Genomic DNA, 18,777 nt, shown 5'->3' with positions numbered 1-18,777 from the left:
ATCTCTACAGCTCAGCGGTGATGCCCGGCGGCCACACGAGGGTGGTGGCGGCCCAGGCGAGCCCGCTGCCGAAAGCGACAACGAGCACGCGGTGCCCGGGTTTCAGCTGACCCTCGTCCGCGGCGTGGGCGAGCAGCAACGGCACGGACGCCGCCGCGGTGTTGCCGACGTGGGCGATGTTGGAAGGCGTGCGCTCGGGCGGGATGCCTAGTGCGTCGGCGACGGAGGCGCCGATGCGTCCGTTGGCCTGGTGGACGATCAGCCGGTCGACCTCGTCGAGGGCCCACCCCGCGGCTTTCACCGCGTCCCGGGCGGCCTGGCTCATGCGACGCACCGCGTGACGAAAGACCTCGTTCCCGCGCATGTGAACGAAGAAGTCACCCGCGGGCGCGCTGTCCCGCCGGTCACGCTCACGGGCTCCGCCGGCCGGGATGACGATGGCGTCGGCGAGTGAACCGTCGCTGCCCCAGACGAAGGGTCCGAGGCTGCCGTCCTGTTTCCCGGATCCGGCTTCCAGGACCACCGCTCCGGCGCCGTCGCCGAAGAGAGGGGCCGTGGAGCGGTCGTCGGAGTCGATGATGGCCGACATCGTCTCCGCCCCCACGACCAACACCTTCCGGGCGCTCCCCGCGCTGATGAGCCCAGCGGCGACCGCCGAGGCGTGTACGAAGCCCGCACAGCCGGCGGTCACGTCGAAGGCGACCGCGTCGCGCAGCCCGAGCCGGTGGGCGACCGCGGGCGCGGTGGCCGGGCAGTGGTGGTCCGGGGTGGTCGTGGCCAGGACCAGGGTGTCGACGTCCGCCACGTCCGCAGAGCGCATCGCCCTCCGCGCGGCTTCCAGGGCCAGATCTCCCGTGGACACCACCGCGTCCGCCCGGCGGCGCTCCTGAATGCCGATTCTCTCCCGGATCCACGCGTCGCTGCTGTCCAGCCGGGAGCACAGCTCGTCATTGGTCACGCGGCGGGGAGGAAGATAGGAACCCACGCCCGTCACCACGGCCGTCGGCCCCGGCGCTGCACGGAGTTCCGCGCTCGAAACGTTCATTGACTAAGCGTACTTGAGTGAAGTCGGAGAGTTATCGATGCGCCGGGAGCCTCGTGAGCCCGAGTTCGCCTCGGTGCGCGGCGTTTCGCTGCACAAGTCGCCGAACGCGCCGGGGAGATCGGACCGTCCGCGGGCGCGGCAAGGCACTCTGAGAAGGTCGCGACCACCGCATCAGAGGGCACTCAAACCATTGCGAACAGGTTCATATAGGCTGCCTGCGCTGCCCTTTGACGCCTCGTTCTTCCTCAGGCCCCAGGAGAGTCTCCCAGTGACCGTAGTGACCGCTCAGCCCGAACCGGCCGTCCCTCCCGTCGACCAGGTGCCCGGACAGGCGACAGCAGAAGCCGAGGAGTTCTGGGTCGAGCCCGGAACATCCGTCGACCCGGTTCCGACGGCCGACACGCAAAACCCGGCCCCGGCGGACGAGACGCTCGACGCGGAGGCCCAGCACGCTGAGACCCACGCCGCTGAGACCCAGGGCACCGAGACCCAGGACGCTGGGACCCGGGACGATGTGCACGCTGATGTCGCGCAGGACGCCAGCGACTTCGGGGCGTACGTGCGGGCCGGCGGCTGGGCGTTCGCGCTCAAGGTGGCGCGCAGCGTGCGGCCCGGCGGAGAGCTGGCGGGGGAAACATCGAAGGTCTCCGCGAAGGGCTTCGCCGAACTGGCCGGGTGCTCGCCCGAGCGGGTCATGCGTTACTACAAGGCGTGGGACAAGGCGGCCGACGACGGCCTCGTCCCGTACTTCGAGGCGCTGACCCCGGGCCAGGACGTGGAACTGCCGGACTCAGACGTGTGGCACTCGTACTACACCTCCCGTTCCAGCGCCGCCTCCGAGCGGGGCACGGCGATCGCCGCGGCGGCCGAGGCCGAGGGCATCCGGCCGACCAAGGCCCTGGAGGTCGCCGAGAATCCCACCGCGCTGCGGGCCGCCATCCTCGCCGACCCCTCCACGGCCCAGGCGGCCCGGACGGCACTTCTCGACCGGCTCCAGGAGGACCCGGCGCTGCAGACGGAACTGGCCCGTGACATCGCCCGCACCGACGACCTGAAGAAGGCGGTCGCCTCCGAGACGCAGGCTGCCAGCCGCATCGGCTACGTCCGGCAGATCGTGGAGAACGGCCAGGTCAAAACCCCTGCCGGACAGACCATCGACGCCCCTGCGGAGCTTCGTGCCGAGGCCGAGCGCCACCTTTCCCTCATCGACGAACTCGACGAGGGTGAAGAGACCAGCGAGTGGGCCTCCGAGGCGTACGACTCCGTGAAGGACCTCGTCGCCCAGACCATCCAGGCCAACCCCGAACTCCGCCTCCAGGAACGCCGCACGAAGTTCTACAGCAGCCTGCAGAAGGCGACCAAGGTCTTCGAGGAGCTGACCTTCGACGACGTCGACGACCTCGACACCATCTACGAGGACGACATGCTGCAGCGCCTGGAGGAACTCCAGGACGCCATCACCACCTGCATCACCGCCCTGCGCAAGGCGGCACCGGGAGAGTGAACGCGGGCGCGCGGTCCGAGCACCACCTGCCCGGGAGGCGGGCCGCGCGCCTCAGCAACGGTCGTGGGCCGTCCTCACGTCCAGAGGATCCGAACTCCTCGCCGACAGCTCTGGGCGACATAGGGGCGTGATGACACTCAGCGTGACGTCACCTCGAGTGCCGATGATGTCGGTGCGAGCGTCGACGCACGGTGAAGAGGCAGGCGAGCATGCCGAGTCCCCAGGCGATCAGAAGGGCACCCCACAGGGGCATGGTCACCTCCGGGACGAGGAGACGGATCTTGACGCTCGAGCGGTTCTCGAAGATGAAGACCAGAGCGATCGCACTGATCAGAAGGAACGGTGCGAACCGGCGGACGCCAGGGCGGGAAAGAAACGGCGTGTGCGCCTTGTGGTCCGTGCCGGTCTGAGCCATGGCGTGTCTCTCCCAACGTTGGCCCCTCGTCCAGCGTCCTCTCCCAGCACGCGACGCGCGACCGATGACCGTTCCTGGGCAGTCCTGGCCGCTGAAGACAGCGCCGCAGGCAAAAGCGGGGTCCGCTGTCCGTGCCCTGCTCCGATCACGGACGCACTGCCTCGTTCACACGGTCGGAGCAAGAGCACCGCACGTCAGTGCACCTATGTCTGTGTTGCACCGGGCGGAAACCACGGGTAGCGATGGACCTGAGCGGCTGTGACACCTGGTTTTGGGCCTGACCCTCGCTCTGCCCACTCAGGCTCCCGGTTCCGAGGCCGACAGCACCGCACTCACCGCAGGTCCGCAGCGGGCTGCGCCCGGGGCACCGGGCCGATGAGGAAGGAAGCACCGATGGCGGAGCCCAGCCCACGATCCGATCCGGCGGTCAGCGGGGCACAGCCTCAGGAAACAGACCGCCTGCGGGATCTACTGCTCGCTCCCGGCTATCTGAAGTTGCTCGTCTTCTGCGCGCTCCTCGGTATCCCGGTTTCCCTCGCGGCGTTCTGGTTCTTGGTCGGGCTGCACGAACTGGAACACGTGTTGTGGGCGGATCTCCCGCAGAGCCTGGGGTGGGGCACTCCCCCGTGGTGGTGGCCGCTGCCGCTCTTCCTCGTTTCGGGCGTGGTCGTCGGCCTGGCCGCCGCGCACCTTCCCGGTGGGGCCGGTCACGCACCGGTCTCCGGCCTGCATACCGAAGGCACCTCACCGAGGGCGCTGCCGGGGGTGGTCCTCGCCGCGACCGCGAGCCTCCCGTTCGGCGCCGTCCTGGGTCCGGAAGCACCACTCATCGCCCTGGGAGGTGGTCTGGCCCTGCTCTTCCGCGACCTCGCACGCGCACCTGCGACCGTGCAGAGCACAGCACTGCTGGGTGCGGCCGGAGCCGGGGCGGCCATCGCGGCGATCTTCGGAAGCCCACTGGTCGCCGCCGTGCTCCTCATCGAGGTCGCGGGCGTCGGCGGACCGCGACTGTTCGCGGTCATGCTGCCCGCCCTGCTGTCCAGCGGGGTGGGTGCCCTGGTATTCACCGGCTTCGGCCGCTGGACCGGACTGGAAACAGGAAGCCTTCGCCTGAAGCTCTCCTCGCCGTTCCCCCGTCTGGACGCCGGAGACGTGTTCTGGTCCCTGCTCCTGGCCGTCGCCATCGCCTTCGTGATGCACCTGGCACTGGCCGCGGGACGACTGGTGGCGGCATACGTCCGGACGGGCGTACGCGTACGCACCGTCCTCTGCGCGCTGGGCGCGGCGACCTGCGCCGCGCTCTACACGCTGTTCACCGGCCGCTCACCTGCCGACGTCGCCTCGTCCGGCCAGGCCACCCTGAGCGAGCTGACCGCCGACCCGCATTCCTGGGGTGTCGGTGCGCTGCTTGCCATTCTGCTGTTCAAAGGCATCGCATACGCCCTGTGCCTGGGCAGCCTGCGGGGCGGCCCCATCTTCCCCGCCCTCTTCCTGGGAGCCGCCACCGGTGCACTGCTGGCGCCTCTGCCGTATCTGGGGCTCGTCCCCGCGATGGCCGCCGGCATGGCGGCGGCCATCGCGTCCACCCTGCGGCTCCCCGTGAGCAGCGTGGTGCTCGTGGCCCTACTGCTGGGCAGCCCCGACATGATGCCCGTGGTGATTCTGGCGGCAGTGGTCGCCTTCGTCACCACCGAGCTCCTGCCCAAAACCCTGCGCCGTCGCACCGGCCGGCGTTCCCGCCCCATGGACAAGTCCGCTGGGACCACCGGATGAAGAAGCGGCGGCCGACAGTGAGCATCCTCGTCCGGTTGCTGCGGAACGCCCGGAAGTTCTCCTGCGGCCCGGTAGCAGCAAACCCGTGCTCACAGTGGCGACCTCTGACCGGCTCCCACGCACAGGTCCCGTCCCTCGTCACCACGCCCACCAGCGGCCGAACCGGAGGGCCGAGTGTGAACACTGTCGTCCGTACTGCGATGGCCGTCTCCCGGTCCCTTGTCCCCCTCCCCCGGCCCGGCGGCAGGGATCCGGCGGTGGATGTCCTCCACCAAGTTCCGCATCGCCATGCGGAAGATCTCGGCCTGATGGTCGCCGAGGAACGAGGTGTGCCCGAACACCTCCAGAACGACGAGTCCATGCATGTGTCCCCACGCGCTCATGACGAGCGCGGTCGCGGGAGGCGGTAGCTCTCGCCGGCCGGTGGGCGGCAACTGACTCAGATACGCCAAGAGCTCAGGCGAGAGAGCAGGGGTATCGGCCGCGGCAAGTTGTGCCGGGGCGAAACCACCGAAGATCTCCCGCTCGAAGATCGCACTCATCCGGCGCAACGCCTGAGTGGTCGGTCCGTCGACAGGAGCCTCGTAGTGCCGCAACGGCGCTCCGTAGAGGAGCTGGAATCGCCCAGGATGAACGAGGGCCCACTGGCGATACCCCTCGGCCGCGATCACCACACGCTCCAGGGACGAGCCGTGCTCCGCGGCGTCGACAGCAGCCCCCACGGCCTCGGCCAGCGCCTCGTACGCCTTGGCGATGAGCGCCGTCACAAGATCGTCCCGGCTGGGAAAGTAGTGGTAGAGCGCCTGCACGGTCATCCCCAGACTCCGGGCCACCGCGCGCAGGGACAGGGCCGCGGGGCCGTGTTCGGCGATATGGCGCTCAGCGGCGTCCAGGATCTCCTGGGTGGCGGCTGCTCGACGCCGTTGGCGCAGGGAGAGCGGGGCAGCTATGTGCTCTTCGACGGGCATGGAACGACCGTACGACGACAAGTCTCCTGGTGTACCGAGAAGTTGCTGATCGTCAGAGAAATCTGACGGTGTCAGATCTTCTGCCGCCTCACCAACGTGGTCCTGGAGATGACAAGCGCCGTCCCACCGCACCTGCTCCATCGGGGACGGGCATTCCTGGCGGAGCACCGCCACATGAACTGCCGGGACCGGTGGCGGTCTCGTACACGTCTTGCACATGGGGTCTCGTACTCTGACGCGATGAGCGCCCCCTTCGCCGACGCCTCTGTCCGCACACGACGAGCCGTCGCCACCATCCTGGGTTCCGCCGTCGGGGACGCGCTCGGCGCGCCTTTCGAGTTCGGCCCGGAGGGCTCCTTCTCCGAGCGATTCCCAAGGGCGGGCAGCGGGGGTGAGATGTGCGGAGGAGGCGGGTGGGAGCCGGGCGAGGCCACCGACGACACACAGATGGCAGTGCTTGTCGGAGAGTCGTTGCTGCAATGCGGCGGACTCGAACTTCCCGATGTCTTCGCCAGGTTCAGGCGCTGGGCAACCGCCGAGCCGAAGGACATCGGCCTGCAGACCGAAGCGGTCCTCTTCAGCGGCGATCCCTGGGACCTGGCCGCGTCCCTGCATTTCCAGGTCAACCAACGAGCCGCGGGCAACGGCGCGTTGATGCGCGCCGCCACGTCCAGCGTGTACTTCGCACCCCACGGCCGGGATGTCACCATGGACGCCGGCCGTCGCCTGGCCGCACTGACCCACGGTGATCGAGCTGCATGGGAAGGCACCGCGATCTTCCACGAGTTGATCCGCGTCGCACTCACCGGAGAGGACCCGCTCTCCGCCCTACCGGACACACTCGCAGAGGTGCACCCGGACCACCGCGCCCGGTACGCCGCCGTACTCGCGCCCGGCTGGCACCCGGACCTCGCCACCGAGTTCAACGCAGCGGTCTGGCCCTGTCTCGGCTCCGCCGTCTGGGCAGTACGGACGACGTCGTCCTACGAGGAAGCCGTGCGCGCAGCGATCGACCTGGGCGGCGACACGGACACCGTGGCCGCGGTGTGCGGAGCGCTGGCCGGGGCAGTGCACGGACTCGACGCCATCCCTCGACGGTGGGCCGAGGCGCTGCATGTCCCCCTACCCGGCTTCGGCGACCGTGTCCTGCACGCTCCCGAACTCACGGAGCTGGCACGGAAACTGGCCGCAAGCGCCGTCTCCACAGGGCGCTGATCCGGACGGGCACGAGTGCCGCGAGCACCGCTCGAACGACGTGAACCACAGGCAGCTTCGCGCGCCGACCGGGGTACTGTCTGCCGTGCCTCGTCCAGGGCACGACGACGCCCTCGGGGCCGGGCGGAGCAGGTGGTCCCGGGCGGACTGCCACGGCCATGTGGTCCGGCTGAGCCGCAGGTCCGCCGGGTGATCAGTCGTCGAAGTAGGCCTTGGCTACAGCATGGGTGTCCTCGTAGAGGTGGTAGCGGGTGATCCGCCCGTCCCGGACCGTGGTGTGCAGGGCGAACGCGGTGTCGATGTCCCGGCCTGTCTTCTTGACCTCGGAGACCATGCGGCCGAGGAGGACCACGTCGTCGCCCTCGGCGATGACCTGACGGAGGTCGAACTCCTTGGCTTGCACATGGCTCTGCAGGAGGTCGAAGAACGTCCGCATGCCCTCCGCCGAGTCGACCTCCGGTACCCATGGAATGCCCGGCGGGTGCGGGATCGAGAAGGACACCGAGTCGGCGAACAAGGCCACCGCCTCCGCGCTCTTCCCCTCGGCCAGCAGCGGGAACAAGCGTTGCACAGTCTGCACCGGTGACTCTGCTGTCATGCGCGTCGACTCTACCGGTTGGGTTTCGCCGTGCAAGCCCCGTCAAAACCTGCGGGAGGCTGAGGCGGAGCAGGCCGATTCGCCGGGGTCTGCCATCGATGACGACGCGCCCAGAAAACCTCCTCGGCCGTAGACTCGGGCCATGGACAGGACCGACCGCGCCAGTCGCAGGATCGCGGCACCCCCGGCGGCTGTGTACGGCGCTCTACTCGACCGAAAATCGCTCGAGACGTGGTTGCCGCCGGACGGTATGAGTGGGCGGGTCGAGCGCTGGGATCCACGACCTGGTGGCGGGTTCCGGATGGTTCTCACCTATCTCGATCCCACCGACAGCCCCGGCAAGTCGTCAGACGCGACGGATGTCATCGACGTCGGGTTCGCCGAACTCGTGCCATCGGAGCGCGTGGTGCAGCGAGCAGAGTTCGAGGCCGACGACCCCTCGTATGCGGGAACCATGACGATGACCTGGCATCTCGCCGCCGCGGGTTCCGGGACCGAGGTGACCGTCACGGCCACGGACGTGCCACCCGGCATCGAGCAGGCAGCCCACGAAGCCGGAATCGCCTCCTCGCTGGCCAACCTGGCGTCGTACGTCGAAAGGGCCGGCTGACACTCGGATCCGCTGCCCCCGAGCCCTGCCACGCCGCCTCCACTCAACCCACGACGCGCCTCGCAGCCCGGCAGCACCAAGAAGGCGACTCCCGTCACGTTTCGTGATTCCTGCGCCGCGCAGACCGGTTGGCGAGCAAAAGGCCGCCCCATAAGAGCACCTGACAAGCTGCCACCGCGACTCTAGTCGCGCCGTCACCGTCGATGATCCGCCACACCAAGAGCCCGATGCTTATGCAGAGCATCGGCCAGTACAACCACGGCCCCCAGCGATTTCCTGCCTTGGCCCATGCCGGCGGGGACTGGGAACGCGAACGCTGCCGCATGTACCTCACTCTCCCTCGGCAGCGCCAGGACTCAACGCACCTAGCGGACTGCCCTCGAAACCGATACCCGCCAGAGCCGACACGATCCCCTCCTCCTCTGCGTCATAGCCTTTGCCGCTTCAACACGACGAGAGCGGTGAAGACTTCGAGTGAAGCCTTCACCGCCAAAGGCCCAACTGCCGTAGGAGCAGAACTCCTCAGCCGGCAGGGCCGCCGGTCAAATTCCAGATTTCAGGCGTTCACGTGCCGGCCAGCAGGCATCCTTCGAGGAGCGGCGTGATGCGCGGGCTTGTCCGCGCCGCTGTCCTGAAGGCGCCGCAGCCACAAGGACGTCACGGTCAGCAGGCCGGCGAAGACCAGCAGGAAGAGCGCGGACACCCACATCTGTCGGCTTCCCGGGTGCGCCCATCCCGCCCAGGCAGCTGACGCCGCCCACAGCAGAACGGCCGCCGCGTAGAAGGCGCGCATCCGATGCAGCTGCCGCACGGCCCGCAAGGACATGGAGTGATCATTCTTCGGTGCCATGCCGCCCCGTGTACCCCCAACGCTCCCGCATTCACCCGACATCCACGGTCCATAACCGAACCGGGCTGGAGCGGTCGGCCCTGCCGCTGTGCCCCTGCGGGATCGATGAGGCTCTGGGGCTCCCGCAAGTCGTACGAAGCCGAGGCACTTGGGCTCAGTCACTGGGAGGCGGAGTTCGTCTTCCGTCCGCCGAGCCGCGTTGCGCCGGGAGCGTGATCAGGCAGGTCCAGCGGCGGCGTGTGTGCCGGCTTCGGTCACCCGTACGGCCCGCCGCCGCGCGCCGCCACACCGAAATCTTTCTAGCGTAGGGATACAAGTCGCCCAGCCAGGAGGAGGCGCTCATGTCACGTCATGCAACCATCGCGGGCATAGCCGCGGCATTCGTGTCCATCGTTCCGCTCGCCGGTCTCGCGCACGCCCAAGACCTCGACTGCCGCGACTTCACCTTTCAGGAAGACGCGCAGGCCGTGTTCGAACAGGACACCAGCGACCCCAATCGGCTCGACGAAGACCAGGGCCCTGACGACAGCATCGCCTGTGAAGTTCTACCCCGGCGCACGTCGGCCCTCGCCACACCAACAGTCAGCACCCCTGCCTCTCTTCTGCCCACTCGCGGCGCACGGGCCGGTACCGGCGGCGCCTCCGCCACCGGCCCGACCCACTGGGACGTCAGCATTGGCATCAGCCTCGCCGCCAGCGGGACACTCGCTGCTGCCGGCTATACGGTGCTGCGCCGCCGACGACGCTGAAGCCAGCCCGAGTGGTCGCTGTCGGCTTTCTGCTTCCCTGACGGCCCGCGCAGAGCGTGAGCTCAGTGCCGCACCCTGCGAACGCCTCCGCGAAGCCCGGCCGAAGCCGTGAGTGTCGCCTTCACCGTAGAGCTGACCTCAGGCAACGCACTTCGTCGTCGACCGGCCTACGATGCCATACGCCCTCCCCGGCCATCTGCAACGCTGCCCCAGCACCCTGCGATGCTCGCGGACAGCATCCGGACTTGAACGTGCCACCGCCAGATGGCGGTCTCCCTCCATGCCCGCAATGCAGTTGTTGCTCCTGCTGGAGCTGCCCTGAAGCAGTGGAGCGGCCGAAGGCGCCACGTTTCCGGTGGCTGCGCCGCACGCCCAGTCGTTAGCCTCGGCACTCATGAATCAGCGGCAGCGCAAGAAGCTTGGCCAGCGCCTGTTCGTAGCAGCTCTCACGGGCGACACCGCCCGGGTGAAGGAGCTTCTCGGGGCCGGAGCCGACCCGGAGTGGTCGGACAGCGATGGGACCACTCCGCTCTATGCCGCGTCCGTGAGCGGGAAGACAGAGATCGCCCGCATGCTCCTGGCGGCCGGGGCCCTGCCGAACGCCGAGAGCAGCGGGCTCGGATCAGAAGGCACACCCTTGTGCGCAGCCGCATGCTGGGGGTACACCGAAACGGTACGCGAACTCTTGGCGCACGGCGCTGATCCGAACCTCAATGAGGATCACGGCACGGGCTGGTCGCCCTTGAAGTGGGCTGTCCACGGCTCCCATGCCGAAACTGCCGAACTTCTCATCGAGGCCGGAGCCACCCCCACAGAGAGCACTGCTCAGCATCAGCATCCGAGAGGCTGATGCCACAGGCCCTTCACATGTAGTCGAAGTACCGGTCGCGCCAATCCGACTTGCCCAACTCCTCCTCGTCGTCCTCGGCCAAGCCCGCAGACACGAGCACCGCCGACAACTCCAGGTCTCCTGCCGCCGGCAGCGTCGACGGCCTGTCGTACGGCTCACGCAGCAGCTCGGTCGGGACGAAGGTGCACCCCATGCGGTACAGACACCGTCGAGCCATGTCACGAACTCTGCGGGCGTGCTTGCTCCTATGTCGGAGTCCCGCTCACCGTGTGCCTACCGTGGCCGCGGTCCGCGGTCCGCGGTCAGGGCTCCTTGCGAAGGGGAGCCCAGATCGTCGACCGCACGCGGTGTACCACTGCCCCGTAAGGTGCTCGTCCGTCCGTACAGGACGCCGAAAAACAACAAAGGCAAGGAGGTTACGCGCTCCTTGCCACTCCTAAGGTATAGCGCACCCGGGGGCTTGCGGCAAGGCCGGGGGCATGCCGCAGAATGACCGGCCAAGGCCAGGACCTGCGCAAATGACTGCTGTACGAAGGACGGGGATGTTGTCGACGCACGGGCTGGGCGGGGGTTGCCGGGAGCTCGCGGCGCCGGCTGGGTCCGCCCGGCTCGAGCGTGCGGGTTGTGGGTGCCGTCGGGCTCCTCCGTGCTGTTGGCCGAAATCCAAACTCTTGAATGGGCGTTGTGATGATTGACGTGATCGTGGTCGGTGGTGGACCGACCGGTGTGATGCTTGCCTGCGAGTTGCGGCTGCACGGCGTGCATGTGGTCGTGCTGGAGAGGTTGACCGAGCCGACCGATCAGTCCCGCGGGCAGGGCCTGCACGCGCGCAGTGTGGAGATCATGGACCAGCGGGGCCTGCTGGACCGGTTCCTCGCAGTCAACGAGAAGTTCCAGGTCGGCGGGCTTTTCGGTGGCATCGTCAAGCCGTGGCCGGCGAGTTTGGACACGGCTCACCCGTACGGCATCGCGACCCCGCAGCCGGTCACCGAGCGGTTGCTCAATGAACGTGCGGTCGAGCTCGGTACCGAGATCCGGCGCGGCTGCGAAGTGGTTGGACTGCAGCAGGACGAGGACGGGGTGACCGTCGAGCTGGCCGACGGCACACACCTCCGCTCGCGTTATGCCATTGGCTGCGACGGTGGCCGCAGTGTGGTGCGCAAGCTCCTCGGTGTCGGTTTTCCCGGTGAGCCCGCCAAGGTCGAAACGCTGTTGGGCGAGCTGGAGATGACCGAGGATCCGACGACGATCGCCGCCGCGGTCGAGGAAGTCCGCAAGACCCAACTGCGGTTCGGGATCGCCCCTCTCGAGAACGGGGTGTACCGCGTCGTCGCGCCTGCCGACGGCGTGGCCGAGGACCGGGCGACGGCGCCGACGCTGGAGGAGTTCCAGCAACAGCTGCGGGCGTTCGCGGGCACCGACTTCGGCGCTCACTCACCGCGTTGGCTGTCCCGGTTCGGCGACGCCACCCGGCAGGCCGAGAGATATCGGGTCGACCGGGTTCTGCTGGCCGGCGACGCGGCACACATTCACCCGCCGACCGGCGGGCAGGGCCTCAACCTCGGAGTCCAGGACGCGTTCAACCTCGGTTGGAAACTGGCCGCCGAAGTCAAGGGATGGGCGCCGCAAGGGCTGTTGGACAGCTACCACACCGAGCGGTACCCGGTGGGCGCCCGCGTACTCGACAACACACGCGCGCAGATCACACTGCTGGGAGCCGATCCGGGCGCGACCGCGTTGCGGGAGCTGTTCTCGAAGCTGATGGACTTCGAGGAGGTCAACCGGTACGTGACGGAGATGATCACTGCCGTCGGGGTTCGCTACGACTTCGGTGAGGGTCACGAACTGCTCGGTCGGCGGATGCGGGACGTGAAGCTGAAGACGGGGCGTCTCTACGAGCTGATGCATGGCGGCCGCGGACTGCTGCTCGATCGGACCGGCCGGCTCTCGGTGGCGGGCTGGGCAGACAGGATCGACCATGTCGTCGACGTCAGCGACGAACTCGGCGCCCCTGCTGTGCTGTTGCGGCCCGACGGGCACGTGGCATGGGTGGGCGAGGACCAGCAAGATCTGCTCGACCGGCTGCCGACGTGGTTCGGCAGCGCTGCCGTCAACTGAACCCACAGACACTGCACGAGCTGATGTGCCCCTGCTGCGACCGAGTCCGGCGCCGTGCCGTCCCCTCCGCCCTGAGTAGTACCGATCCGGCCAGGGGATGAGACCTGTGGTCGGTACTGCACGTCGGACGGAATCCGAGACGTTTCGAAGAAATCCGAAGAGCTGGAGCGGTGGCCCGCGAGAGGCAACGCTGGTCCCACAGGGAAGCCGCCACCTCGGGGGACTCCCGGAACGCAGGGAGAGACGGATATGCAGGGAATCAGCTCGCACTCGATGACCAAGCTCATGATCACGGCAGCGGTGGGCGTCATGGCGGCGGCCGGTATGGCCGCTCCGGCTGCCGCGGCGGAACACCAGCCGGCCGACCGGTCCACGTCCCAGAGCGCGGGCGTCCAGGCTCAGACCGTCACGACCTGGATCAACGGCAACGTGCGGATCGGACCTGACACGGGCTACAGCATCGCCTACACCGTCGCGGCCAACCAGAACCTCTCCGCCGAATGCTGGCTCGAGGGCGGCTTCGTCAACGCCAACGGCGTCTACCACGACAAGTGGGTTCTCCTCTCCGACGGGAACTACATCTGGGGCGGACTGCTGAAGGGCAACGAGGTCGGCAACGTATCCCGGTACTGCTGGGCCTGACACACCGCCCGGAAGTCACGACGCGCGGGCCGCCACGTCCTGGCAGGACGTGGCGGCCCGCGCGTACGTCCCTGGATCGGGTCACCTATGCGGTGGTGCGCCTGCGCACCAGGTTCTTGTCCTCCTCCGGCAGCGCGTCGGCGATCAGAAGCCGTGGCAGCAGTTCCGGTTCGCGTGTCATCGCGCGGAAGACCAGTGCGACCGTCACGTCGTGATCGGGCCGGTGGACGATCTCGACCGGGTCGTCAGCACTGATGTCCCCCGGCTCGATCACGCGAAGATACGCGCCCGGCCGGGCGGCCTGCATGAATCGCCTCATCCAGCCGTCACGTTCCAGCCAGCCTTCAAACGTCGCGCACGGGATCCGAGCGCATGAGATCTCCAGAACGACATCGGGCCCGATGCGCCAACGCTCACCGATCAGGGCGCCGTTGACATCGAGGCCGGCAGTCGTCAGATTCTCCCCGAAGACACCGTTCACCAGCGGCCTGCCCAACTCGGCCTCCCAGCCGTCGAGATCCTCGCGGGCGTAGGAGTAGACGGCCTGGTCGGTGCCGCCGTGGTGCTTCACGTCGTACACCCGGTCCCCGGCGAGACCGACCGCGCCGGTTCCCTTGGGGCCGGGGGCGGCGACGGCGACCGGGCCGTCGACCGGCCGCTTGTCGATGCCTGTGGCGCTGAGGCCCTTCCAAGGGTTGGGACGAGGCTTGCCGACATTGACGGAGAGCAGCTTCATGGGGCGACGGTACGTTTCCGCCGTACCCGGTGGCGACACAATTTCCCTCCGGTGCCGCGTGTCCGGCTGCACGTCACTGGTGTTCGTCCGGCGGCCGGTCAGGGGGCCACCGGGCGGCCCGCCAGCAGATGCAGGTATTCGCCGGAGAAGGCATCCCGTAGTACCTGGTCATGGGTCACCAGGACGATCGCCCCGGAGTAGCGGGTCAGAGCCTCCTGGAACTCGTCCGTGAGCGCCGGGGAGATGTGGTTGGTGGGTTCGTCCAGGACGAGCAGCTCGGTGGGGCGGGACACCAGTCGGGCCAGTTCGATCCGACGGCGTTGACCGGCCGACAACCCTGCGGCGGGGATCAGCAGGTCCTCCGCGCGGAACAGTCCCATGGCGAGGAGTTCCTCCGCGTACTCCTCCGACGGGCCGAGCCGGCCGGCCGCGTACGCGCAGAGCAGGGTGGCTCCGGTGGCGGCGGGCAGCGGCGCCGGTTCCTGTGGGAGGTAGCCGACTCGGGCCCGCACCCGGACGTCGCCCTTGTCGGCCCGTCGTACACGCGCGAGCAGCCGCAGAAGTGTCGACTTGCCGGCCCCGTTGGGTCCGGAGACCAGGAGACGGCCACCGGCCGGGACCCGTAGCTCCGGCACCTGGAGCCGGTCCCCGACCACTACGCCGTCGACCTCGACCCGGGGCGGAGCCGCCACGGGTGGCGCCGGCAAAGGTGAGTCCGCCGGTGTCGAGGAACGGTCCACGAGCGGCTTCGCCGAGCCTGTCCGCAACGCGACGGTGAATCGGAGCGGTTCCGGGGGCGGCGGCACCGGGTGGGTTCTCAGGTGTTCCAGTCGGGCCCGAGCCGCCCGGACCCTGCCGGACAGTTTGGCTTCCGAGGACCGCCGATGTTTGCCGAAGCCCTGCCGGGGGTCCTTGCCGGTACTCGTGAGGCGGGTACCGGTCATGTCGACCAGGGCTTCGGCCCGAGCCGTCTCCTCCCGCCACTCACGGTGTTCCTGGGCCAGTCGGCGCCGTTCGGTCTCGCGGACGGCCCGATAACCGTCCCAGCCGTCGCCGTAGCGGCGCACCGTCCGTGTGTCCGCGTCGACCTCCAGGATCGTCGTGGCGTACTCCCGCAGGAACGCACGGTCGTGGGTGACGACCACGACCGTTTCCTGGTGGGTGACGAGGCGCCGTCGCAGCCATGTGACGGCATCGGCGTCGAGGTGGTTCGTCGGTTCGTCCAGGAGGAGGAGTTCGGCCCCCGCACACAGTGTGCCGGCGAGGGCCAGCCGGGAGCGTTCGCCGCCGGACAGGGTGCCCAGGGTCCGCTCCCGGTCGAGTCCGCCGATTCCCAGCCCGTCGAGGGCGGCGGCGACCCGCGCGTCCGCCTCGTATCCGCCGCGTTCGGCGAAGGTCTCCAACAGCTCGCCGTAGCGGCTGAGTTCGTCGGCGGAGGCGTCTGCGAGGGTTTCCTCGGCCCGGCGCAGGTCGCGCTCGAGTGCGCGCAGTTCAGTGAGGTCGGCGTCGATGGCGTCTCGGACGGTGGCGGTGGCCGCCAGGGCGGAGGTCTGGGCAAGGTGAGCGACCCCGCCCGGGGCACGAAGCGTGATCTCTCCTTCGTCGGGGGTGTCGAGCCCGACAAGGAGACGGACCAAGGTTGATTTACCGGATCCGTTCTCGCCCACGACCGCGACCCGCTCGCCGGGGCGGACGGTGAACGAGACCCGGTCGAGGACACGGCGAGGTCCGTAGTCCTTGGAGAGATCACGGACCGCGAGCTGGAACCGGTCGGCGCCGGCCGGTCGGGGAACAGCCGCCGGAACGGAGGCAGTCGTGGCACCGGCGAAGGCCGACGAGGGCTGATGGGCGCGTTCGCGCATAGTGGTACTTCCCTGACATGGGGCGGCCGGTCCGGATGAAGGGGGCATCGGCCGTGATGGGTACGGGACATGTCGGGGGAACGTGGAGAGCCCCGGCGCACATCACCTGAACCTGACGCGCGAGCGCCGCTGGCCGGTCGCCGCGGAGCGGGCCTGGCACACGACGCGAGAGCGCACACGGAACGGCGTTGTGCAGCACGCTACGCGGCCGTCTGGTCAGGTGGCCGGTACGTCGGTGCGCGGCCGGGGGTCGGCGTGTTCCCGGACCCGGGAATCAGAGGAAGAAGTACAAGCTACCCATATGCCCACCCTAACCGACGGCCACGCAGCCCGGCATTCGATATTCCGGCGGCCTGTCTTTCACGCCCCGCGTCCGTGTCACGGGCGCATGGGGCCTTCGGCCGTGCCGCAGGCCAGGCGCTTGGTCGCCGATCGTCGTCCGCGTGCGGCGCAGGCTGCGTGCCGGACCGTGTCCGGAGAGATCAGAGCATGGGAGGCAGGCCCGGCTCCGGCAGCACCTGCAGGGAGTTCAGCGTGAATGCCAGCAGGTGATAGTGGCCCACCAGCATCGGCAACTCGATCAGCTGGCGCTCCGTCAGGTGACCGCTCAGCCCCTCCCACGTCGAGCCGCTGATCCGTGCCTCGGAGCGCAACTCGTCGGTCGCCCGCAGCAGCAGCGACTGCCTTTCCGTCCAACCCGGTGCGTCAGGACCCGCCGCCACCCGGTTCATGTCGTCCGGCGACAGCCCGGCCTTCGCAGCGATCCCCACATGCTGCCCCCACTCGTAGGGCGAACCGCAGTTGCGCGCCACCCGGAGGATGACCAGCTCGCGGTCAGCGAAGGGGAGTTCGCCCGCGAGCAGCAGCTGGCTGCTGAACGGCAGCCAGGCTGCGAACAGCTCCGGGTGACGAGCGAGCGTGGTGAAGACGTGCGCCTCGCCGAGCGAGGACACACCGAGTCCGAGCGAGCCGATGTCCGCGGACAGCGTCTCCCGCACGGATTCTGCCCATTCCTCGGCAGGCTGCGGAGGAATCCGGGGCGCGGCGGACGGCATCGGCGACTCTGGCACGCGGCCACGCTACGCCACACCCCGGCCGGAGGATACGCCCGCGACAAGCCGCATCGGCGGCGCCGCCGTCGAGTCAGCGCTGCCGCTTCGCGTACGCGGCGACGGGACAACCCGGCCCCGAGGTACAGGAATCGTAGGACTGCGGCGTTCGAGGCTGCCTACCCATCGGGATCGACAACGCCTACCGTCGGAGCGTCACTCCGTGCGCCCGTCAGCGCGTCGGCCAGCTCGTACAAGCTGTTGGCCCGGCAATCGAACGCGTCGGACTCCCTGGGCGGGTCCCCAACTGGTCGTTGCACGTACGCAGTTCGCATGCCGAGCGCCTGAGCCCCGCGAAGGTCCCAGGCGTGGGCTGCGACCATCAGCACGCGCCTTGGCGGGCATCCCGCCGCGTCGATCGCGAGCCGGTAGACCTCCGGGGAGGGCTTGTAGGCCCGCGCGTCCTCGGCGGACAAAGCCTGATGCCAGGACAGTCCGGCGTGGGCATTGAGACGCAACAGGGCCGCGCGACTTGCGTTGGAGAGCCCCATCAGAGGAAACCGCCGCGCGAGCCGCGTCAGTCCGGCGAGAGAGTCGCCCCAGGGTTTCAGCCTCTGTCCCGCGGTAGCCAGTCGCTCGATGCGCCCGAGGTCGGTGAGCCCGGCACGGTCCGCTACCCGCTGAGCCGCCTCGCGGTCGATGATCTCGGTGTTTGCGTATGCCCTGTTGCCCTCTCCGATGCGTCGCTGCTCGCGTTCGACATGTTCTCGCCACTCGGTGAGCAGCTGGTCGACGGATGGTTCGTCGGATACGGGGACCGCGTCGCGGAGGGCGGCTCGGAGTCCGCCTGTCTCGTCGACCATTGTCCCCAGGACGTCGAAGACGACGACCTCGATGTCGCGCGATGGGACCATCCGGCCTCCTTTGTCGCGGGCGGTCACGACGTGGCGGGGCGGCATGTGGGCCGGACGGCCAGGAGGGTCATCCGGCCTGCGTGCCCCTTCGACACTCGCGTGCACGGGCGGGCAATCCGACCCAACCCCGTCACCAGTTCAACGGGTAACGATTGTCACCCGACCCTCATCACCCGTCAAGGCGGTGTGACGCGCACTGTTCACGAGTCCGGAGCGTCAGGGCGCGGCGCCGTGGACAGCGAGGTCCGGACACGCCTCCGTAGGCCCGGTGAAGCACACACTTCCGATGACTACCTGTATTCCAGGGAACACGCTGCGTCCACACCGTCGGACCGATACGGTCTCAAGCCAATCAGTACGGAACGGGCGAAGAGGTGTGGGGCATGCTTCCTGAGGTCTTGGTGTCGTTGGCTGCGTCCGGTGGTGGCGCAGTCGTACAAGCGGCGGGAACGGACGCGTGGTCCCGGCTCAGCAGTCAGGTCGCGCGCTGGCTCGGACGAGGAGACGCGCAGTCGGAACAGGGTGAACTGGAACGGCTGCGTGACAGCGCCTCGGAACTCGTGTCGGCGGGGCAGGCCGAACACGTGAGGCTTCACCACGAAGCCCTGTGGCAGGAGCGCATCGAACGATTGTTAGAGACACTGGGTGACCTCGAACGCCGGCAGGCCGCCGAGGAACTGAGGGGTCTCCTCCACGGGTACGCCCGGCCCGCCGACGACACCGGTCCCACCGTCGGCCGGGACGTGAACGTGCGGGCGGACAACGGATCGATCGCCGCCAATGTGCTGAACGGCGGGGCGCACATCGGTCTCCCTCCGATGCCGGACCCCTCCCAGGGCTGAGCGGGACGGCGCCGGGAGGGTCCCGCCCCGGGCAAGT

General features: G+C 68.7%; 18 protein-coding genes and 1 pseudogene. 9 read left to right on the top strand and 10 right to left on the bottom strand.

Features of this window, described 5'->3' with window-relative positions:
* Positions 1-4: 4 nt before the first annotated feature.
* Positions 5-1,045 carry a beta-ketoacyl-ACP synthase III gene (locus O1Q96_RS20315; protein ID WP_269249562.1) on the bottom strand — a complete coding sequence of 347 codons (1,041 nt, stop codon included), beginning with the start codon at positions 1,043-1,045 and terminating at the stop codon, positions 5-7.
* 514 nt (positions 1,046-1,559) lie between these two features.
* Between O1Q96_RS20315 and O1Q96_RS20310 the strand changes: the two genes are divergently transcribed.
* Complete coding sequence (locus tag O1Q96_RS20310; RefSeq protein WP_419587054.1) at positions 1,560-2,549, top strand: hypothetical protein; 990 nt, start codon at positions 1,560-1,562, stop codon at positions 2,547-2,549.
* Positions 2,550-2,697: 148 nt separating this feature from the next.
* On the opposite strand, the gene O1Q96_RS20305 is transcribed toward O1Q96_RS20310, so the two are convergent.
* Positions 2,698-2,964 carry a hypothetical protein gene (locus O1Q96_RS20305; protein ID WP_269249560.1) on the bottom strand — a complete coding sequence of 89 codons (267 nt, stop codon included), beginning with the start codon at positions 2,962-2,964 and terminating at the stop codon, positions 2,698-2,700.
* Between the two features lie 393 nt (positions 2,965-3,357).
* Between O1Q96_RS20305 and O1Q96_RS20300 the strand changes: the two genes are divergently transcribed.
* Positions 3,358-4,737, top strand: coding sequence for a chloride channel protein (locus O1Q96_RS20300; RefSeq protein ID WP_269249559.1), 1,380 nt, complete (start codon positions 3,358-3,360; stop codon positions 4,735-4,737).
* A gap of 239 nt (positions 4,738-4,976) precedes the next feature.
* Here O1Q96_RS20300 and O1Q96_RS20295 read toward each other — a convergent pair.
* Positions 4,977-5,705, bottom strand: a pseudogene (locus tag O1Q96_RS20295) (TetR/AcrR family transcriptional regulator); the annotation flags it as partial.
* A gap of 240 nt (positions 5,706-5,945) precedes the next feature.
* Here O1Q96_RS20295 and O1Q96_RS20290 point away from each other — a divergent pair.
* On the top strand, positions 5,946-6,920 hold the full coding sequence (locus O1Q96_RS20290) for an ADP-ribosylglycohydrolase family protein (RefSeq protein WP_269249558.1): 975 nt from the start codon (positions 5,946-5,948) through the stop codon (positions 6,918-6,920).
* 193 nt (positions 6,921-7,113) lie between these two features.
* Here the strand turns inward: O1Q96_RS20290 and O1Q96_RS20285 are convergent, their stop codons facing one another.
* A complete protein-coding gene (locus tag O1Q96_RS20285; RefSeq protein WP_269249557.1) occupies positions 7,114-7,518 on the bottom strand; it encodes a nuclear transport factor 2 family protein in 405 nt (134 codons plus the stop codon).
* A gap of 142 nt (positions 7,519-7,660) precedes the next feature.
* Here O1Q96_RS20285 and O1Q96_RS20280 point away from each other — a divergent pair, with 142 nt between their 5' ends.
* Complete coding sequence (locus tag O1Q96_RS20280; protein ID WP_269249556.1) at positions 7,661-8,128, top strand: SRPBCC family protein; 468 nt, start codon at positions 7,661-7,663, stop codon at positions 8,126-8,128.
* A 556-nt stretch (positions 8,129-8,684) separates the two neighbouring features.
* Here the strand turns inward: O1Q96_RS20280 and O1Q96_RS20275 are convergent.
* Complete coding sequence (locus O1Q96_RS20275; protein WP_269249555.1) at positions 8,685-8,978, bottom strand: hypothetical protein; 294 nt, start codon at positions 8,976-8,978, stop codon at positions 8,685-8,687.
* Between the two features lie 341 nt (positions 8,979-9,319).
* Between O1Q96_RS20275 and O1Q96_RS20270 the strand changes: the two genes are divergently transcribed.
* Both O1Q96_RS20270 and O1Q96_RS20265 read left to right on the top strand, forming a co-directional pair.
* A complete protein-coding gene (locus O1Q96_RS20270; RefSeq protein WP_269249554.1) occupies positions 9,320-9,727 on the top strand; it encodes an excalibur calcium-binding protein in 408 nt (135 codons plus the stop codon).
* 394 nt (positions 9,728-10,121) lie between these two features.
* Positions 10,122-10,577 (top strand): ankyrin repeat domain-containing protein, encoded by a 456-nt coding sequence (locus O1Q96_RS20265; protein WP_269249553.1) that lies wholly within the window; start codon positions 10,122-10,124, stop codon positions 10,575-10,577.
* Positions 10,578-10,590: 13 nt separating this feature from the next.
* Here O1Q96_RS20265 and O1Q96_RS20260 read toward each other — a convergent pair whose 3' ends face one another.
* The gene (locus O1Q96_RS20260) at positions 10,591-10,794 is read right to left on the bottom strand and encodes a hypothetical protein (RefSeq protein ID WP_269249552.1); all 204 of its coding nucleotides are present in this window, start codon (positions 10,792-10,794) and stop codon (positions 10,591-10,593) included.
* 470 nt (positions 10,795-11,264) lie between these two features.
* On the opposite strand from O1Q96_RS20260, the gene rox reads away from it, so the two are divergent.
* Positions 11,265-12,695, top strand: a complete 1,431-nt coding sequence (gene rox / locus O1Q96_RS20255) for a rifampin monooxygenase (RefSeq protein ID WP_269249551.1) — start codon at positions 11,265-11,267, stop codon at positions 12,693-12,695.
* A 249-nt stretch (positions 12,696-12,944) separates the two neighbouring features.
* Positions 12,945-13,337 (top strand): SH3 domain-containing protein, encoded by a 393-nt coding sequence (locus O1Q96_RS20250; RefSeq protein WP_269249550.1) that lies wholly within the window; start codon positions 12,945-12,947, stop codon positions 13,335-13,337.
* An 85-nt stretch (positions 13,338-13,422) separates the two neighbouring features.
* On the opposite strand, the gene O1Q96_RS20245 is transcribed toward O1Q96_RS20250, so the two are convergent.
* The 4 genes from O1Q96_RS20245 to O1Q96_RS20230 all read right to left on the bottom strand — a co-directional run bounded on the left by O1Q96_RS20245 (position 13,423) and on the right by O1Q96_RS20230 (position 17,898).
* On the bottom strand, positions 13,423-14,073 hold the full coding sequence (locus tag O1Q96_RS20245; RefSeq protein WP_269249549.1) for an MOSC domain-containing protein: 651 nt from the start codon (positions 14,071-14,073) through the stop codon (positions 13,423-13,425).
* 98 nt (positions 14,074-14,171) lie between these two features.
* Positions 14,172-15,935 carry an ABC-F family ATP-binding cassette domain-containing protein gene (locus O1Q96_RS20240; protein WP_269249548.1) on the bottom strand — a complete coding sequence of 588 codons (1,764 nt, stop codon included), beginning with the start codon at positions 15,933-15,935 and terminating at the stop codon, positions 14,172-14,174.
* Between the two features lie 482 nt (positions 15,936-16,417).
* On the bottom strand, positions 16,418-17,005 hold the full coding sequence (locus O1Q96_RS20235; RefSeq protein ID WP_269249547.1) for a carboxymuconolactone decarboxylase family protein: 588 nt from the start codon (positions 17,003-17,005) through the stop codon (positions 16,418-16,420).
* Positions 17,006-17,163: 158 nt separating this feature from the next.
* Positions 17,164-17,898 carry a haloacid dehalogenase type II gene (locus O1Q96_RS20230; RefSeq protein WP_269249546.1) on the bottom strand — a complete coding sequence of 245 codons (735 nt, stop codon included), beginning with the start codon at positions 17,896-17,898 and terminating at the stop codon, positions 17,164-17,166.
* A gap of 383 nt (positions 17,899-18,281) precedes the next feature.
* Between O1Q96_RS20230 and O1Q96_RS20225 the strand changes: the two genes are divergently transcribed.
* Positions 18,282-18,740, top strand: a complete 459-nt coding sequence (locus tag O1Q96_RS20225) for a hypothetical protein (RefSeq protein ID WP_269249545.1) — start codon at positions 18,282-18,284, stop codon at positions 18,738-18,740.
* The last annotated feature ends 37 nt before the right edge of the window (positions 18,741-18,777 follow it).

Origin of the sequence: Streptomyces aurantiacus, from assembly GCF_027107535.1 — a bacterium.
In the GTDB taxonomy this organism is placed as follows: domain Bacteria; phylum Actinomycetota; class Actinomycetes; order Streptomycetales; family Streptomycetaceae; genus Streptomyces.
The sequence above is the reverse complement of the archived record's forward strand: the minus strand, read 5'-3'. Positions and strand labels throughout refer to the sequence as shown.

What these genes read in the sequence shown, in the direction of transcription:
- O1Q96_RS20315 (WP_269249562.1), bottom strand. Translation starts at nt 1,045, where the DNA reads ATGAACGTTTCGAGCGCGGAACTCCGTGCAGCGCCGGGGCCGACGGCC.
- O1Q96_RS20305 (WP_269249560.1), bottom strand. Translation starts at nt 2,964, where the DNA reads ATGGCTCAGACCGGCACGGACCACAAGGCGCACACGCCGTTTCTTTCC.
- O1Q96_RS20300 (WP_269249559.1), top strand. Translation starts at nt 3,358, where the DNA reads ATGGCGGAGCCCAGCCCACGATCCGATCCGGCGGTCAGCGGGGCACAG.
- O1Q96_RS20290 (WP_269249558.1), top strand. Translation starts at nt 5,946, where the DNA reads ATGAGCGCCCCCTTCGCCGACGCCTCTGTCCGCACACGACGAGCCGTC.
- O1Q96_RS20285 (WP_269249557.1), bottom strand. Translation starts at nt 7,518, where the DNA reads ATGACAGCAGAGTCACCGGTGCAGACTGTGCAACGCTTGTTCCCGCTG.
- O1Q96_RS20280 (WP_269249556.1), top strand. Translation starts at nt 7,661, where the DNA reads ATGGACAGGACCGACCGCGCCAGTCGCAGGATCGCGGCACCCCCGGCG.
- O1Q96_RS20275 (WP_269249555.1), bottom strand. Translation starts at nt 8,978, where the DNA reads ATGGCACCGAAGAATGATCACTCCATGTCCTTGCGGGCCGTGCGGCAG.
- O1Q96_RS20270 (WP_269249554.1), top strand. Translation starts at nt 9,320, where the DNA reads ATGTCACGTCATGCAACCATCGCGGGCATAGCCGCGGCATTCGTGTCC.
- O1Q96_RS20265 (WP_269249553.1), top strand. Translation starts at nt 10,122, where the DNA reads ATGAATCAGCGGCAGCGCAAGAAGCTTGGCCAGCGCCTGTTCGTAGCA.
- O1Q96_RS20260 (WP_269249552.1), bottom strand. Translation starts at nt 10,794, where the DNA reads ATGGCTCGACGGTGTCTGTACCGCATGGGGTGCACCTTCGTCCCGACC.
- rox (WP_269249551.1), top strand. Translation starts at nt 11,265, where the DNA reads ATGATTGACGTGATCGTGGTCGGTGGTGGACCGACCGGTGTGATGCTT.
- O1Q96_RS20250 (WP_269249550.1), top strand. Translation starts at nt 12,945, where the DNA reads ATGCAGGGAATCAGCTCGCACTCGATGACCAAGCTCATGATCACGGCA.
- O1Q96_RS20245 (WP_269249549.1), bottom strand. Translation starts at nt 14,073, where the DNA reads ATGAAGCTGCTCTCCGTCAATGTCGGCAAGCCTCGTCCCAACCCTTGG.
- O1Q96_RS20240 (WP_269249548.1), bottom strand. Translation starts at nt 15,935, where the DNA reads ATGCGCGAACGCGCCCATCAGCCCTCGTCGGCCTTCGCCGGTGCCACG.
- O1Q96_RS20230 (WP_269249546.1), bottom strand. Translation starts at nt 17,898, where the DNA reads ATGGTCCCATCGCGCGACATCGAGGTCGTCGTCTTCGACGTCCTGGGG.
- O1Q96_RS20225 (WP_269249545.1), top strand. Translation starts at nt 18,282, where the DNA reads ATGCTTCCTGAGGTCTTGGTGTCGTTGGCTGCGTCCGGTGGTGGCGCA.